Here is a 15,206-nt window from a genome sequence, read left to right as displayed (position 1 = left end):
GCTTTGGAGTTCCCGATGCCCGTAACCGTCCTGATCGTCGATGACAGCAAGCTCGCGCGGATCGTCGCCGCCAAGGCGCTCGCCGCGCTCCAGCCTGACTGGTCGAAGATCGAGGCGGGCGGCGGTGCGCAGGCGCTCGAACTCGTCGATCGGACCCCGGTCGATCTCGCGCTGATCGATTACAACATGACCGAGATGGACGGGCTCGAACTCGCCGGCGCGTTGCGGTCGCGCTTCCCGGACATGCCGATCGCGATCATCACCGCCAACATCCAGGACGAGATCGTCGCACGCGCGCGCGAGATCGGCGCGGCGTTCGTCGCCAAGCCGGTGACGCCCGAGGGCCTGGAAGGCTTCCTGTCGGGTGCCGCGCTGCGGCTGCGCGCGGCGCGATCGTGATGGCGGACGGGGTCGCGCTCGGAGATCTGGAACGCGACGCGCTGACCGAGGTCGTCAACATCGGCGTCAGCCGCGCCGCCTCCAACCTGCGCAAGATGATCGGCGACCATGTCATCCTGTCGGTGCCGTCGATCGACGTGGTCAGCCAGCGGCGGGCGGCACGCCTCATCACCGAACGCGAGGCGGCCGATCTGATCGCGGTCCGGCAGGATTTCACCGGGCCATTCAGCGGCCGCGCGCTGCTGATCTTCCCCGAGGCCAACAGCCTCGAACTGGTGCGCGCGGTGACGCAGGGCGAGCTTTCGGCCGACGAGGTGATCGAGATCGAGCGCGAAGCGCTCGTCGAGACCGGCAACGTGATCCTCAATTCGTGCCTGGCGACGATGGCCAACCTGCTCAGAAGTTCATTGTCGATGACGATCCCCGAGGTGATGCGCGGCTCGGGCGCGACGCTGTTCGAGGTCGAGGACGCGTCGCCGAGCGACGGGCTGGTCCTGTTCCTGTACATCGATTTCGCGGTGCGGCGCCTCGACATCCGCGGCTATATCGCGATGATCATGGACCTGCCGGCGCTGGAGACGCTGCGCACCTTGCTCGGCGACTTCATCGCGCGCGTGGTCGGCGACGATGGCTGACGCCACCGCCGAGGCGGACCGGCTGCTCGCGATGCTTGCCGCGGCGGGGGCGAGCGGGACATGGGACTGGGACATCGCCGCGGACCGGCTGCGCGTCGACCGGCGCTTCGCGGAATTATATGGCTTCGATCCGGCCGAGGGGTTGAGCGACCTGCCGACCGCGCGTTTCTTCGCCGCGATCCACCCCGATGACCGCGCGCGCATGCGGATCGCGGTGGCGGCGATCCTCGCCGGGGCCGAGCTGTTCTCCAAGGAGTTCCGCATCGTCACCCCCGCCGGCACGACGCTGTGGATGCACGCGCGCGGGCAGAGCCACCTCGACGCGCATGACGAGCCGGTGCGCTTCACCGGGCTGCTCGTCGACGTCACCGAACGCAAGCGCGCCGAGGAGCGGTTGCGCATCGCGCAATCGGCGGGCGGCGTCGGCAGCTTCGAATATAGCGACGGTTTCGCCACCGCGACCGTTTCCGAGGAATTCTGCCGGCTGCTGGGGCTGCATCCGGCGCAGGCGCTGCCGGTGCGCACGATCAACGGCGTGCTCGCCGATGGCGGCGTGCCGCTGATCCCGGAACCCAGCCGCGAACCGCCGCCCGAGACGCTCGACCACGTCTTCCGCGTGCGGCGCGCGGACGACGGCGACGAACGCTGGATCGCGCGGCGCGGCGAAATCCTGCCCGAAGGCTCGGGCTATCGACTGGTCGGGGTGATCTACGACGTCACCCAGGCCAAGGAACAGGAAGCGCGGCTGCGCGAGCTCAACGAAACGCTCGAGATGCGCGTCGCGAGCGCAGTGGCCGAGCGGCAGGAGGCCGAAGACGCGCTGCGCCAGGCGCAGAAGATGGAAGCGGTGGGCCAGCTCACCGGCGGCATCGCGCATGATTTCAACAATCTGCTGACGATCATCATCGGCAATATCGACACGGTGCTCCGGCGATTCGATTCGGCCGCCGATCCCCGTGCGCGGCGCTCGCTCGAAAACGCGCTGAAGGGCGCCGAGCGGGCCGCATCGCTCACGCAGCGGCTGCTCGCCTTCTCGCGCCGCCAGCCGCTCGACCCCAAACGCATCGATCTCGACCGGCTGCTCTCGGGCATGTCCGATCTGCTGACGCGTTCGATCCCGGAGGCGATCGCGATCCAACTCGCCCCCGCCGCCGACCTTTGGAGCATCGAAGCCGATCCGCATCAGCTCGAGAACGTCATCCTCAACCTCGCGGTCAACGCGCGCGACGCAATGCCCGACGGCGGATCGCTGACCATCACCGCGCGCAACGTCACCGCCGGCCCCGACGCCGAACGGATCGCGGGCGTGCCCGACGGCGCCTATGTGCTGATCCAGGTGACCGACACCGGCATCGGCATGACCGCGGATACGATCGCCAAGGTGTTCGATCCGTTCTTCACCACCAAGGAAGTCGGCAAGGGCACCGGGCTCGGGCTGTCGATGGTCTATGGCTTCGTCAAGCAGAGCGGCGGCCATATCGAGATCGATTCGACGCCGGGCAAGGGCACATGCGTGTCGATCTTCCTGCAACGCCAACATCCTGGCGCCCCCGAAGGCAATGAGGATATCGAGACGCCGGCCGCGCGGCCGGGCAAGCTCTCCGAAACGATTCTCGTCGTCGAGGATGACGACGATGTCCGCGCCTATACCGTCAGCATCCTGCGCGAACTCGGCTATCGCGCGGTCGAGGCGCATGACGGCGCGACCGCGCTGCGGCTGCTCGAACGGCAGGAAACACCGATCGCGCTGCTGCTGACCGACGTGGTGATGCCGCAGATGTCGGGCCAGGAACTCGCGAACCGCGTGCGTGCGATGCAGGGCGACATCCGGGTGCTCTACACGTCGGGCTATACGCGCGAGGCGATCATGCGCGATGGGCGGCTGGAGCCGGGGGTCGACCTGATCTCCAAGCCGTTCACCTACCACATGCTCGCCGCCAAGGTGCGCGATCTGCTCGACCGGGCGCAATAGGCGCGAAGACGCCCGCCATCCCGTTCGCGCTGGGCTTGTCCAAGCACGAACGGGGCGGAGGCGAGTTGCCTCAATTCGTGACCGGCACCTTCGGCAGCGAAGCCGGATCGGCCAAAGATTGCGCGGCGCGCAGCACGCGCAACGCGTTGCCGCCCCAGATCTTGCCGATGTCGGCCGGGGTGTAGCCCGCCTTGAGCAGCGCCGCCGTCACCTTGGGGTAGGCGGTGACATCCTCCAGACCATCGAGGCCGCCGCCGCCATCGAAATCGCCGCTGATGCCGACATGATCGATCCCGACGACTTTGATCGCATGGAGCAGGTGCTGCATGAACATGTCGAAGGTCGCGCGCGGCGCGGGGAATTGCGCTTCGATCGCCTTGCGGCGGGCGATCAGCGCGCGGCGTTCGGCGACGGTCATCGTATCGGCCTTCTCGTAGCTCGCCGCCAGTTCCTTCATCGCGGCAGCCCGCGCGGCGCTGGCGGCGGGAGGATCGACCATATAGCCGCTATAGGCGTTGATCTGGATGACGCCGCCCTTCGCGGCGACCAGCTTGGCATCCTCGTCGGACACGTTGCGCGGGTGGTTATGGATCGCACGCATCCCCGAATGCGACAGGATGATCGGGGCGCTCGACAACAGGACGGTCTGGCGCAGCACGTCGTCCGACGCGTGGCTGACGTCGATCACCACGCCCAGCTTGTTGGCTTCCGCAACGGCTTCCTTGCCCTTGGGCGACAAGCCGTGCCATTCGGGCGTGTCGGTCGCGCTGTCGGCGAGATCGTTGTTCTTGAAGTGGACGAGACCCATCATCGTCACGCCGAGGCCGCGGAAGGTCCGCATCAGCGTGAGATCGCCCTCGAACGGATAGCCGTTCTCCATGCTGAGGAACACGAAGCGCTTATGCGCCGCCACCGCCTTCGCCGCATCATCGGCGGTGAGCGCGAGCGCGAACACATCGCTGTGCCTGGCCACCATCTCGCGGATCTGCACCGCGCGCTGGATGCCGAAATCGCGTGCGGTGCGATCCCCCACCGGCGTGCGCGGGCCCGAGGGCGTGTAGATCGCGAAGAAACCGCCATCGACGCCGCCCTGCACCATGCGCGGATAATCGACCTGATCGCCATCGGTGGCGGTGGCGTGCCGGTCCATGATGCTCCAGCCGGGGCGACCGAGGTTGGCGGGCGTGTCGAAATGCGTGTCGAGCACGATCAGCTTCTCATGAACAGCGCGCGCCGGGTCGGCGGGGGCCTTCCTGCTCGCGGCGTAGCCGGCGCCGCCGATCAGCAGGGCGCCGCTCGCGAGCAGCGCCATTACGCGATTTCGTCCGTCGATCACAGCGACCCCTTTATGTTTGCACGTGCAGCATCGTCGGGGCGGCGGCGCGGTTCGTCAAGCGGTGGATCGTTCGCTTCACGCGTCGAGCCGCATCACCCCGATGCCGGGATCGGTCTTGCGGCCGCTCGCGAGACGCCCGGCGAAACGACGCAGGAAGGTGCCGTCGCCCTCGCACCTGACGCTGAGATCGTACCAGCCGTCGCTCGCGGCCAGACTCCAGCGATCGACGGCGCGCTTGCCGGGCGCGAGCGTGATGCGGCGTGTGCGCTCGGCGCCGGGATAGGCGGGATCGAGCGCGATCACGAACACGCATGCCGCGTCCCCGTGGTTGGCGAAGATGAGTTCGACGGAGGTCGCGCGCCGCCGCAGCGTCACCTCGCCGGTCGCGACACGGGTGCCGGCGAAGCGGCGATAGAAGCCGTCCGGGCCATGCACCGTCAGGTCGTACGCGGTGTCGGCGGGCGCGTGCCAGTCATCGGCGGCGTGGCGGGCGCCCGCCCCGATCGTGAAATGCCACGGCGATTGCACGTCATGATTGTCGTGGACCGAGAACACCGCGCCGGTGCCGCCGGCATTGACCATGTCGATCCTCAGCCGTCCGTCCGACAAGGCGGCGTTGACGTCGAGCGCATAGGGAAGCGGGCGCGCGGGGCGTTGGCCGGGCATCTGCCGCGCCGGGGTTTGCACGGGCGGGATGGTGAGCGCGGTGCCGGCCTTGGAGCGGGCGATGCGGTCGAGAAAGTCGCGGGTCGGTGGGAGGCCGGGCGCGGCCGGGTCGGCGCCGGTGAAATCGAATGCCGAGGTGAGATCACCACACACCGCGCGGCGCCACGCGCTGATATTGGGTTCGGCGACGCCGAAGCGCTTCTCCATGAAGCGCAGCACCGAGGTGTGATCGAACAGCTCCGAGCAGACGTGGCCGCCACGTGTCCAAGGCGAGACGATGATGGTGGGCACGCGGATGCCCAGACCGATCGGATGCGTGCCCGTGTTGGCGAGCGGCCCCTGCCCCCAATCCTTGGTCTCGCCGTCGATCGGCACGGTCGAATGGCCGCGATAGCCCGCGACCGGTGGCACCGGCGGAGCGACGTGATCGTAGAAGCCGCCGGCCTCGTCGTAGGTGATGATGAACGCGGTCTTGGCGAACATCTCAGGGTTGTCGACCAGCGCGGCGATCAGTTCGGCCGCGACATGCTCGCCGCGCGACGGCTCGGCAGCGGGATGTTCGGACAAAGCCGCAGCGGTGACGATCCACGAGATTTGCGGCAGCGTGCCGTTCGCGAGATCGTCGCGGAAGGCGGCGACGAGCTGCTCGCCGTCCGAGCGGGTGCGATCCGCGCCGGTCTTGTGTTCGCTGACCCACGCGCGGCCGCGCCGGTAGAGCGGCGATTCGGGCGGGCACGGGCGGAAGGCGGGGAACACCGACAGCAGATTGTCGCCGAAATTGTCGTACTCCTGATAGACCTTCCAGCTTACCCCCGCCTGTTCCAGTCGCTCGGCATAGGTGGTCCAGCGATAGGCGTCGGGGCGGAGCGGCTTGTCCTCGCGCATGTCGGCGCTCGGGGTTTCGTCCTCGCCATAATTGTGCATCTGCGGATCGCCGCCGACCGTGCCGCCGCCGTTGCAGCCGGTGAACAGATGCAGCCGGTTGGGATAGGTCTGCGTCATCGTCGAGCAATGATAGGCGTCGCAGACCGTGAAGGCGTCGGCGAGCGCGTAATAGAAGGGCAGATCGCCCGCGGTATAATGCAGCATGCGGTTGTGGAGTTCGCCGCTCGCGCCCCAGCGGTCGTAGCGACCCCGGTTGAAGATCGTCATGTTGCCCTGATGCGACTGATCGGCGCCATCGACGAGGAACGACCGGCTGACCTTCGAATCGCCGTGATAGGGCATGACATAGCCGTCGGGATGCTCATGCGAGGGCTGGCGCCACACGCTCGCGCCGCCGCTCAGCCGGAGCGGACGCGGATCGCCGAAGCCACGCACGCCGCTCAGCATGCCGAAATAATGATCGAACGCGCGGTTCTCCTGCATGAACACGACGATATGCTCGACATCGCGGATCGAGCGGGTGCGATGGTTGGCCGGAATCGCCAGTGCGCGGCCGATCAGCCCCGGTAGCGACGCCGCCGCCGCGCCGGCCCCCGCCATGCGCAGGAAATCGCGTTTCGACCTGTCCATGCTTTTGCCTTTTCAGCCTCGATCTTTGCCGCTATCGGCGCATTTCTCTGGTATAGTCCAATAGTGACAAAACCGCGACATTGGGGACGGCACCACCCGCCGCAGCCCTCTTCGGCCATTCGAGGACGATGATGACGACACAGGTGATCGACGAGATTTACGCGCTGTTCGCGGCGGCGGGCGACGAATATTACGGCGAGAACGCCACCCAGTTGCAGCACGCGCTCCAGGTCGCCGAACTCGTGCGCCGCGCGGGCGGCGACGCGGCGCTGATCGCCGCCGGGCTGCTCCACGATGTCGGCCAGCTCATCGACGACGCCGGCCATGCCGCCGAGCGCCACGGCACCGACATGCGCCACGAGATGCTCGGCAATGCGTTGTTGAAGGCACATTTCCCGCCCGCCTTGACCGAGCCGGTGCGGCTTCACGTCGATGCCAAACGCTATCTGTGCGCGGTCGAGCCGGGCTATCAGGCGTCGCTCAGCGCGGCGTCGTTGCTGAGCCTGCGCTTGCAGGGCGGCGCGCTCTACGCGGAAGGCCGCGCCGCGTTCGAGGCCGAGCCGTATTTCGCCGAAGCCGTGCTGCTGCGCCGCTGCGACGACGGTGGCAAGCGCAAGGATTGGGTGGTGCCGACGCTGGAATCCTACCGGCCGCTGCTCGAGGCGCTGGTGGTTTCGCGGCCGTGACCGCCGCCCTGTGAGCCCCTACCCCGCGCGCCATTCGCCGGGCGCGAGGCCGGCGACGGTCCAGTCGCCGATGCTCCAGCGGATCAGCCGCAGCGTGGGATGACCGACCGCCGCCGTCATGCGGCGGACCTGCCGGTTGCGACCTTCCCGGATCGTCAGCCGCAGCCAGCAATCAGGGATGTTCGCGCGGACGCGGATCGGCGGATCGCGCGGCCAAAGCGCCGGGTCCGCGATCCGCGCCACCTCGGCGGGCCGGGTCGGGCCGTCCTTCAGCATCACGCCGACGCGCAGCCGTTCGAGCGCATCGGCGCCGACCTCGCCCTCGACCTGCACGAGGTAGGTCTTGGGCAGCTTGAACTTCGGATCGGCGATCCGCGCCTGGAGACGGCCGTCGTCGGTCAGCACCAGCAGCCCCTCGCTGTCGCGATCCAGCCGCCCCGCCGGATAAACGCCGGGCAGATCGATGAACGCCGACAGCGTCGCGCGCGCGTCGGCCGTGCCGCGATCGGTGAACTGGCTCAGCGTGCCATACGGTTTGTTGAACAGAATCAGCCGCGCCATCCCGCCGCCTTTAGGACGATGCCGGCGGCACGGCGAGTCGATCGGTGCGTTGAGGCTTCCTCAAATTATTTCGCATGACGGCGTGGTTGTAACCGAGCCGTCATCACATCTGGTTTAGACCAGTCGTGGCCTGAGGAGCCGACTCGCCCGGCCCGCCGGGACAGGGATCAGACCGCCGCTTCGCCCCGCAGACGTGCCCGCGTCGGCGGCCGCGGCGGTGTCTGCGCCCGGTCGGTGCCCGGCCCGAGCTTGATATTCTCACATCCCGAAGGGGGGACATGATGACGATGCCGTTCCACAGCGCGCGCCGGGCGCGCGCGCTCCGATCCGCCGCCCTACCCGCGTTGGCCACCGCGCTGGCCACCACTTTGCTCGCGCCCGCCACGGCACGCGCCGATGCCGTCGCACCGCCCGCCGCCGACGATGCCGGCGCGGACACGTCCAACGATGTCGTCGTGAGCGGCCAGCGGCTCAGCACCGCGCGCGCGCTCGAGGACAAGCGCGCGTCCGACCGGGTGATCGACGTGATCTCGGCCGACGATCTCGGCAAGCTGCCCGATGCGACCGTGGCGGATTCGCTGGCGCGCATCCCGGGCGTCTCGACGATCGTCAATCAGGACACCGGCGAGGGCCAATATGTCACCGTGCGCGGCCTGTCCGGCACGTACAACGCGGTGATGATCAACGGCGTGCGCGTGGCCAACACCGATCCCAGCACGCGCGACGTGTCGCTCACCGTGCTGCCGCCTTATGGTCTCGCCTCGGTGACCGTCACCAAGACGCTGACCCCCGACCAGGATGGCGATGCGATCGGCGGGACGATCGACTTCCGCACGCCGACCGCGTTCGACTTCAAGAACCGCACGACATTCCGCCTTTACGGCAGCGGCGGCTTCAACGACCGCGCGAAATCGGCCGATCTGCCGGCGGAGAATTACAATTTCCAAGGCGATTTCGCGCATCGCTTCGCCGATGACCGCTTCGGCGTGTTCGCATCGGCCAATTACGGCGTCACACACGGCGACGGACAGGAAACCGAGAATGACGGCGAGTGGGAGCCGAACCAGTGGCGCGCCAATTCGACCGAGGTGATCGACCAGCGCAACATGCACCTGCCGGGAATCGATCTCGATTTCCGTCGCGTCAAGAACACGCGCTACGGCGGCAACGTCTCGCTCGACTGGCATGGCGACACCACGCGGCTGTACCTGCGCGGCCAGATCTCGCGGCAGGAGCAGCGCGGCAGCAACGACGTGACCGACTATCGCAGCCGCACCACCGCGCGGCTGACCCAGGTCGACAAGAACGATACCAGCCTCGTGCAGCCCGATCGCAACGTGATCGGCACGGTCACCATCGGCGGCAAGACCTATAGCCGTTATGGTTACACCACGTCGCAGATCGTGGACGCCGACGGCGACGGCATCATCACCGGGCACGACGCCAATTCGAACCAATATTGGTCGCTCAACGGCCGGTCGGGGATCTGGAACCCGCAGGCGTTCCAGTTCGCGCGCAACTTCGGCACGATCAACTCGAACCAGACGCTCGCGACGGTGAGCGGCGGCGGACACAGCGATTTCGAGCGGCTGCATGTCGATTACCAGGGCAGCTACAGCTACGGCGTGCGCGAAAACCCGGACAGCTATTCGATCTCCTACAATTGCGACAAATGCGCGCCCGCGCTGCTGTCGCAGGGGCTCGACTGGGTATCGGCCGATCCGCGCTTCCCGCAGGCCAGCCCGACCGGCGCGGCCGCCAACGTCCAATACGACCCGACCCTGCTGCCGTTCGACGGCGCCAGCCACAACCGCGACAAGCAGACCGACAACCGCATCAGCGCCAAGCTCGACGTACGTTATGATTTCGACGGATGGCTGGAATATCTGAAGGCAGGCGCGCAGTTCAACCGGTCACATCGCGTCTATGATTACACGCCGCTGTGGAGCGGCGACTTCACCGGCACCACGCTCGACGGCAAGAGCCTCGCCGCGTCGGGGCTGATCCAGCGCGACGTGACCGACATTCTGCACGGCGAATATTATTATGGCGCGATCTTCGATCCCGCCAAGGTGCGCGCGGCGATCGACGCGGCGCAGGCGCTCGGCAACAACGGCCTGCCCTCGGCGACCGACCGGCTCTCCAGCGACAACAAGAACACCGAGAAGGTCACGGCGGGCTATCTGCTCGCGCATCTCCGGCAGGGCGCGGTGCAGGCGACGATCGGTGTGCGCGCCGAACACCGCGAGACGAAGAACGTGTTCTGGTCCGACGATGGCGACAACAGTGGCTTCGACAGCACCAGCAACAGCTATACGGTGGTATTGCCGAGCGCGAACCTGATCTGGCGGCCGAGCGACAAGCAGGTCTATCACTTCGCGCTCTGGACCGGCTATTCGCCGCCCGAATATGGCTATCTCTCGGGTGGCCAGAGCGTCGCGCGCAACGCGCAGAACGAGATCATCGCGATCAGCCGGGGCAACCCCGATCTGAAGGCGGCGCGCGCGGTCAATCTCGACGTTTCGGCGGAATATTACCCCGATCGCACGAGCATCGTCAGCATCGCGGGCTATTACAAGTCGATCAGCAACTTCATCTTCACCAACGGCAGCCAGGTCAATGCAGACACCTCGGTCGGCACGGTCGAGATCAGCCAGCCGCAGAACGGCAAGGACGCGATCGTCTACGGGTTCGAGGCGGCGATCGTGAAGCAGTTCCAGGGGCTGCCCGCGCCGTTCGACGGGTTCGGCTTCGAGGGCAACGTCACCATCCAGCATAGCGAGGGCGACACCGGGCAGGCCTATCGGATGGGCAAGAAGATCCCGCTCATCAATACGCCGGGGGTGCTCTACAACGCCTCGCTTACGTATCAGAAATACGGGTTCGAGGCGAAGCTGTCGTACAATTATCGCGGCAAGTACATCGAGAGCCTGCGCGACAACGCCGTCGACAAATGGGTGCAGCACAATCGCAGCGTCGATCTGCACACGCGCTACAACATCAACGACCGCTTCGCGATCGACGTCGATGTCAGCAACCTGCTCGACGACTGGAAATATTGGACCACCAAGGGCGACAACCCGAGCTACCTCAAGGACTATATGGAGCCGGGCCGCAACGTGATCGTCCGCGCGAGCGCACGGTTCTGATCCCGCCACCGCCGCCCCGGCCCCGCGCCGGGGCGGCGATATCGGCGTGCCATCATATCGCGGTTGCCTCCCGCCGCCGCCCCGCCCAAGATCACCGGCATGGCTCGCCTCGACAGCATGATCCCGCTCGCCCCGCCTGGGGGCGCAGGCCCGCATTACATCGCGCTGCGCGACCAGATCGCGACCAGCATCGAGGCGGGGCAGCTCGCCGCCGATGCCAAGCTCCCCTCCGAACGACAGCTACAGACCGGCGCGGGCACCGCGCGCGGCACCGTGCGCGAGGCGCTGTTCCAGTTGGAGGCGGAGGGGCTGATCTACCGGCGCGAGCGCAGCGGCTGGTACGTCTCGCCGCCCGCCGTCACATATGATCCGACGCGGTGGAGCGGCTTCATGACCTATGTCGCGGAGCAGGGCCGCCGCCCGGCGACGCGCACGGTGAGCAAGGACAGCGTGCCCGCCACCGCCGCCGTTTCTGATATCTTCCGCGTGGCGCCCGGCACCCCGCTGTACGTGATCGGCCGGTTGCGCTCGATCGACGGGCGGCCGGTGCTGATCGAGAAGATCACGGTCGATCCCGCGCTCGCGCCCGGGCTGCTCGACCACTCGCTCGACGGATCGCTGACGCAGGTGCTGACGCGCGAATATGGCGCCACGGTGGTCCGCAACCGCGTCGATATGCGCCCGTGCGCGCTCATCAAAACGGTGGCGGACGAACTCGGCGTCAAATCGGGCACGCCGGGGCTGCTCGTGGTGCGCACCAGCTTCGATTCGGCCGGGCGCGTGGTCGAATACGACCAGGAATATTGGCGCCACGACGCGATCCGCGTGCATGTCGATCTGAGCGTGCGGGGGTAATATATAAGTTCCTGCCGTCCGCGCTAGGATGCCGGCTGCAGCGTCAGCGCCCGCTCCCGCGCCTGCGTCGTGTGGCGGAATGCCGCCGCCCCGAAAGCGGTGCCGGCCAGCCCCAGGCCGCAGGCGGCGTAGCAGACCGCGCACAGGAAGTTGCTCCAGTCGAGCGAGACGTGCGCGAAGCTGCGGAACAGCAGCAGCGCGACGCTGCCGACATAGCCGCACGCATCGGCGACGTAGATCAGGAAACCGGCATTGCCCGGCACCGACGCGGTCGCCATCAGCCGATCGAACAATAGGGCGTTGAACGGTGTATAGGCAAAATAGAGGCCCGCGCCGATCACGATCATCCACGCGACCGCGCCGATCAGGCCGAGCTGGAACGCGGCGGTGGCAAGGCCGAGCAGCGCGAAGCCCAGCGCGATCAGCGCGAGGTTCCAGAACACCGCCGCGCGATTGTCACGGACGCGGATCAGCATCCCCATCGACACCAGCACCACCACCGCGACGGGCAGTTCGGAGACGGTGAAAATCCCGGCTTCACCCGCGAAGCCCAGTTCGCGCCAGATCTCGGCGGCGAAATTGTCGCGGAAATCGCGTAAGGCGGTGAGCATCACATAGACGCCGATCAACGCGGTCAGCGACGGGGCATAGGCGGCGAACAGGCGCGCGCGCTGCTCGCGGCCCATCGGCACGCGCGGGGCGCGCTCGGCCTCGTCGCGGGAGTCCGGCGGCGGCAGTTGCGCGAGCGCCCAGACCGAAGCGAGCAGCAGCGGCGTGAACGCGAGGCCGGTCGCGGCGGGCATCCAGCGCTCGCTCGCCCAGCCCGCCAGCATCAGCGCCTCGCCGGCCGATTTGACCAGCCCCGAGGACAGGATGAAGCTCGCGCACAGCATCGCGCCGAGCACCTCGGACAGCCGCCGCCCTTCGAGGAAGCCGAACACCAGCCCCCAGATCATGCCGAGCATCAGCCCGTTGAGGAACAGCGCGGCGATCCCCGCCAGCGCCGGCAGGGTCGCGAACCCGATCAATGCGAGCTCCGCCACGCCGATCAGCGCAAGGATGGCCGCCGCCCGGCGCGCGGGCGGCATCTCGGAAACGACCTTGATGCCGATCACCTTCGACATCGCATAACCAGCCACCTGCGCGATGACGAGCGCGACCTTGAAGTCAATCGCGAAGGGCCAGCCGGCGACATGCTCGAAGCTCGCGGCGGTGAAGGGTTTGCGGAAGGCGTACATCGCCGAATAGGCGGCGAATCCGGCAAGCCCGCCGTAGAGCGCGAACAGGAAGGGCGGCGCGGTGCGCAGCCAGCGCGTCACCGCGCTTTCGCGGGGGCTCATGCCGGTTTTTCGCCGGCGCCGACGCGGACCGAGATTTGCTCGATCACCGGCCACAGATCGGCGACGCTGTCGGTCACATAGTCGGCGCCCGCCGCGTAGAGCGCGTCCGCTGCGTCGACGATCCGGCGCGCGCGCGCATCGGCGGGAAGCGCGGCGAGTTCGGCGGCATCCAGCCCGACGCCATTGCCCGATGCGGCCAGCCCGACCGTCCACATACCCGCCTCGCGCCCCTCGCGGATGCCGACCGTCGCGTCGTCGATCTTGACGCACGCCGACGACGGCCACACGCCGAGTTCGACGAGCGCCTTCCACGCCATCAGCGGTGACGGGCGGCCTTCGGCCGTCTCCCCCGAACAGACCACCACCTCGGGCGCGTACCCCTGATCGGCCGCGCGCGGCAGGATGTCGGCCATCATCGCGCGCGTGTAACCGGTGCAGGAGCCGATCCGCACACCCTCCCCGCGCAGCCGCGCCGCGATCTGCGCCGCGCCGGGCACCAGCGCCGCACAATCGGCGGCGGCGGCGCGCATGATCGGCTCGACCGCGTCATGCAGCCGCGACACATCCGCCTCGCCCGGCGGCGCATCGTACACCGCCCGCCAACCCGCCGCGATATGCGGCACCGCGAGGATGGCGCGGATATGGTCTCGCTTGGCACGCCCCATGTCAGCGCGCGCCTCCGCCTCGGTGATCGGCACGCCGGCATCCTCGAACAGCCGCAACAGCGCGATGACCGGCGCGCGCGACCCGAAATCGATCATCGTGCCGGCCCAGTCGAAAATCACGGCCTTGATCGTGAGACTCATGCGGAAGCTCCCAGTCGAACGGTGGCGAGGTCGCCGATCACCTCCTCGGCGAGCGCGAAGGCGGTCGATGCGCCGGTGCCGCTGGTGACGACGACCAGCCGCACGCGCTCCATCGGCGTCTCGACGAGGCTGTGCCCGGACGCGGACGCATAGGTGCCGGTCCAGCGTTCGAGTACCGGCGGCACGAGGCCGAACACGGCGGCGAATTCATCGAGGATCAGCGCATCGACCGCGCTCGACCCGAACGGATCGGGCGTGGCGGCATAATGGTGGCTGTCGCCGACCACCAGACTGCCGTCGGCGCTTTGCGCGACGATGAGGTGGACGCCGTTGGCGAGGTGACCGGGCTGCTCCACCTTCAGGCGCGCTTCGAGCGCGGCGGCGGCGGGCAGCGCCGCATAGCCGCGATAGCGCACCAGCCCGAGATCGGACATCACCGCCGAGGGCAGCCGAAAGCCGGGATCGGCCAGCCGCAGCATCTGCAGCTTGCAGCGGGTCACGCCGGCGCGCGCCAGCGCATCGGGGAACAAGGTGGCGAGATCATCGCCGGGGCACACGATAACCGCGTCGGCGGCGACCGTTCCGGCACTCGTCGCCACCCGCCCGGTCTCGACCGCGTGGACCGCGACGCCGTACCGGAACGCGACACCGTGACGCTCGGCCAGCCACGCGGCGAGCCGGGGGATGGCGGTGCGCGATTCGACGCGCAGGTCGATGCCGCTGAACAGGGCGCCGGCCAGCTCGCGCGGGCGCACGCCGCCGAGCCGGGCGCGGGCGGCGGAAGCCGCCAGCAGATCGCAGCCCTCAGCCATGTCGGTCGCCATGAAGGCTTCGAGCACCGCCAGCGCCTCGGGCCGCTGCGCGACCATCGCGAGGCCGGTCTGTTCGATCGCGATGCCGGCTTGCGGCGCGATCTGCGCCCATATGTCGCGCGATCGCCGTGCGCGGCGCCACGGCGCGCCCGAGTCCTGCCCGGTGACCGTGACGAAGCCGAAGTTGCGGACGGACGCGCCGTTCGCCCGCGCGTCGCGGTCGATCACCGCCACGCGAAGCCCCGCGCGTACGGCGGCGAGCGCGTGCGCCAGCCCGACGATCCCCGCGCCGACGATGGCGATGTCAAATCGGTCTTCGACCAAAGATCGGCTCCCCCGCGAACAGGGGATCGCCCTCGCGCGGAAATGCCGGGCGGGGCCAAGCGTTTGCTTGAATGCGCCCCATAGGTGAAACCTATGACTGCGCGGCGGAATCGTCACGCAACCGTCACCAGCCTAGGCTAGGCGGAAGTC

12 protein-coding genes are annotated in these 15,206 nt (G+C 68.1%); 6 read left to right on the top strand and 6 right to left on the bottom strand.

Annotation, left to right across the window (positions count from 1 at the left end):
• Window positions 1–15 precede the first annotated feature (15 nt).
• The 3 genes from PX554_RS16835 to PX554_RS16825 are packed head-to-tail and all read left to right on the top strand — an operon-like array spanning window position 16 to window position 3,006.
• Entirely contained in the window at window positions 16–399 is a 384-nt protein-coding gene (locus PX554_RS16835) for a response regulator (protein WP_275503690.1), read from the top strand.
• Entirely contained in the window at window positions 399–1,034 is a 636-nt protein-coding gene (locus PX554_RS16830; RefSeq protein WP_275503686.1) for a chemotaxis protein CheX, read from the top strand. The genes PX554_RS16835 and PX554_RS16830 overlap by 1 nt, the downstream gene beginning before the upstream one ends.
• A complete protein-coding gene (locus tag PX554_RS16825; protein ID WP_275503684.1) occupies window positions 1,027–3,006 on the top strand; it encodes a hybrid sensor histidine kinase/response regulator in 1,980 nt (659 codons plus the stop codon). Before PX554_RS16830 ends, PX554_RS16825 begins: the two co-directional genes overlap by 8 nt.
• A gap of 70 nt (window positions 3,007–3,076) precedes the next feature.
• On the opposite strand, the gene PX554_RS16820 is transcribed toward PX554_RS16825, so the two are convergent.
• On the bottom strand, window positions 3,077–4,342 hold the full coding sequence (locus PX554_RS16820; protein ID WP_256326229.1) for a dipeptidase: 1,266 nt from the start codon (window positions 4,340–4,342) through the stop codon (window positions 3,077–3,079).
• A 75-nt stretch (window positions 4,343–4,417) separates the two neighbouring features.
• The gene (locus PX554_RS16815; protein ID WP_275503681.1) at window positions 4,418–6,523 is read right to left on the bottom strand and encodes a phosphocholine-specific phospholipase C; all 2,106 of its coding nucleotides are present in this window, start codon (window positions 6,521–6,523) and stop codon (window positions 4,418–4,420) included.
• A gap of 128 nt (window positions 6,524–6,651) precedes the next feature.
• Here PX554_RS16815 and PX554_RS16810 point away from each other — a divergent pair, with 128 nt between their 5' ends.
• Window positions 6,652–7,209 carry an HD domain-containing protein gene (locus PX554_RS16810; protein WP_275503679.1) on the top strand — a complete coding sequence of 186 codons (558 nt, stop codon included), beginning with the start codon at window positions 6,652–6,654 and terminating at the stop codon, window positions 7,207–7,209.
• An 18-nt stretch (window positions 7,210–7,227) separates the two neighbouring features.
• Here the strand turns inward: PX554_RS16810 and PX554_RS16805 are convergent, their stop codons facing one another.
• Entirely contained in the window at window positions 7,228–7,770 is a 543-nt protein-coding gene (locus PX554_RS16805; RefSeq protein ID WP_275503677.1) for a pseudouridine synthase, read from the bottom strand.
• Between the two features lie 281 nt (window positions 7,771–8,051).
• On the opposite strand from PX554_RS16805, the gene PX554_RS16800 reads away from it, so the two are divergent.
• Together PX554_RS16800 and PX554_RS16795 are read left to right on the top strand one after the other, a co-directional pair.
• Complete coding sequence (locus PX554_RS16800; RefSeq protein WP_275503674.1) at window positions 8,052–10,919, top strand: TonB-dependent receptor; 2,868 nt, start codon at window positions 8,052–8,054, stop codon at window positions 10,917–10,919.
• A gap of 99 nt (window positions 10,920–11,018) precedes the next feature.
• Window positions 11,019–11,774, top strand: a complete 756-nt coding sequence (locus PX554_RS16795; protein ID WP_275503672.1) for a UTRA domain-containing protein — start codon at window positions 11,019–11,021, stop codon at window positions 11,772–11,774.
• 23 nt (window positions 11,775–11,797) lie between these two features.
• Here PX554_RS16795 and PX554_RS16790 read toward each other — a convergent pair whose 3' ends face one another.
• From PX554_RS16790 to PX554_RS16780, 3 genes are read right to left on the bottom strand one after another with little or no spacing between them, the layout of a single operon-like run.
• Window positions 11,798–13,114 carry a DUF5690 family protein gene (locus tag PX554_RS16790; protein WP_275503670.1) on the bottom strand — a complete coding sequence of 439 codons (1,317 nt, stop codon included), beginning with the start codon at window positions 13,112–13,114 and terminating at the stop codon, window positions 11,798–11,800.
• The gene (phnX, locus tag PX554_RS16785) at window positions 13,111–13,920 is read right to left on the bottom strand and encodes a phosphonoacetaldehyde hydrolase (RefSeq protein WP_275503668.1); all 810 of its coding nucleotides are present in this window, start codon (window positions 13,918–13,920) and stop codon (window positions 13,111–13,113) included. Before phnX ends, PX554_RS16790 begins: the two co-directional genes overlap by 4 nt.
• Window positions 13,917–15,056: a TIGR03364 family FAD-dependent oxidoreductase gene (locus PX554_RS16780; RefSeq protein ID WP_275503666.1), complete on the bottom strand. Its 1,140-nt coding sequence runs from the start codon at window positions 15,054–15,056 to the stop codon at window positions 13,917–13,919. The genes phnX and PX554_RS16780 overlap by 4 nt, the downstream gene beginning before the upstream one ends.
• Window positions 15,057–15,206: the final 150 nt, after the last annotated feature.

Origin of the sequence: Sphingomonas pollutisoli (assembly GCF_029167165.1) — a bacterium.
GTDB classification, from domain to species: domain Bacteria; phylum Pseudomonadota; class Alphaproteobacteria; order Sphingomonadales; family Sphingomonadaceae; genus Sphingomonas; species Sphingomonas pollutisoli.
Note: the sequence above shows the minus strand (reverse complement) of the source record. Positions and strands in the feature narration are given on the sequence as shown.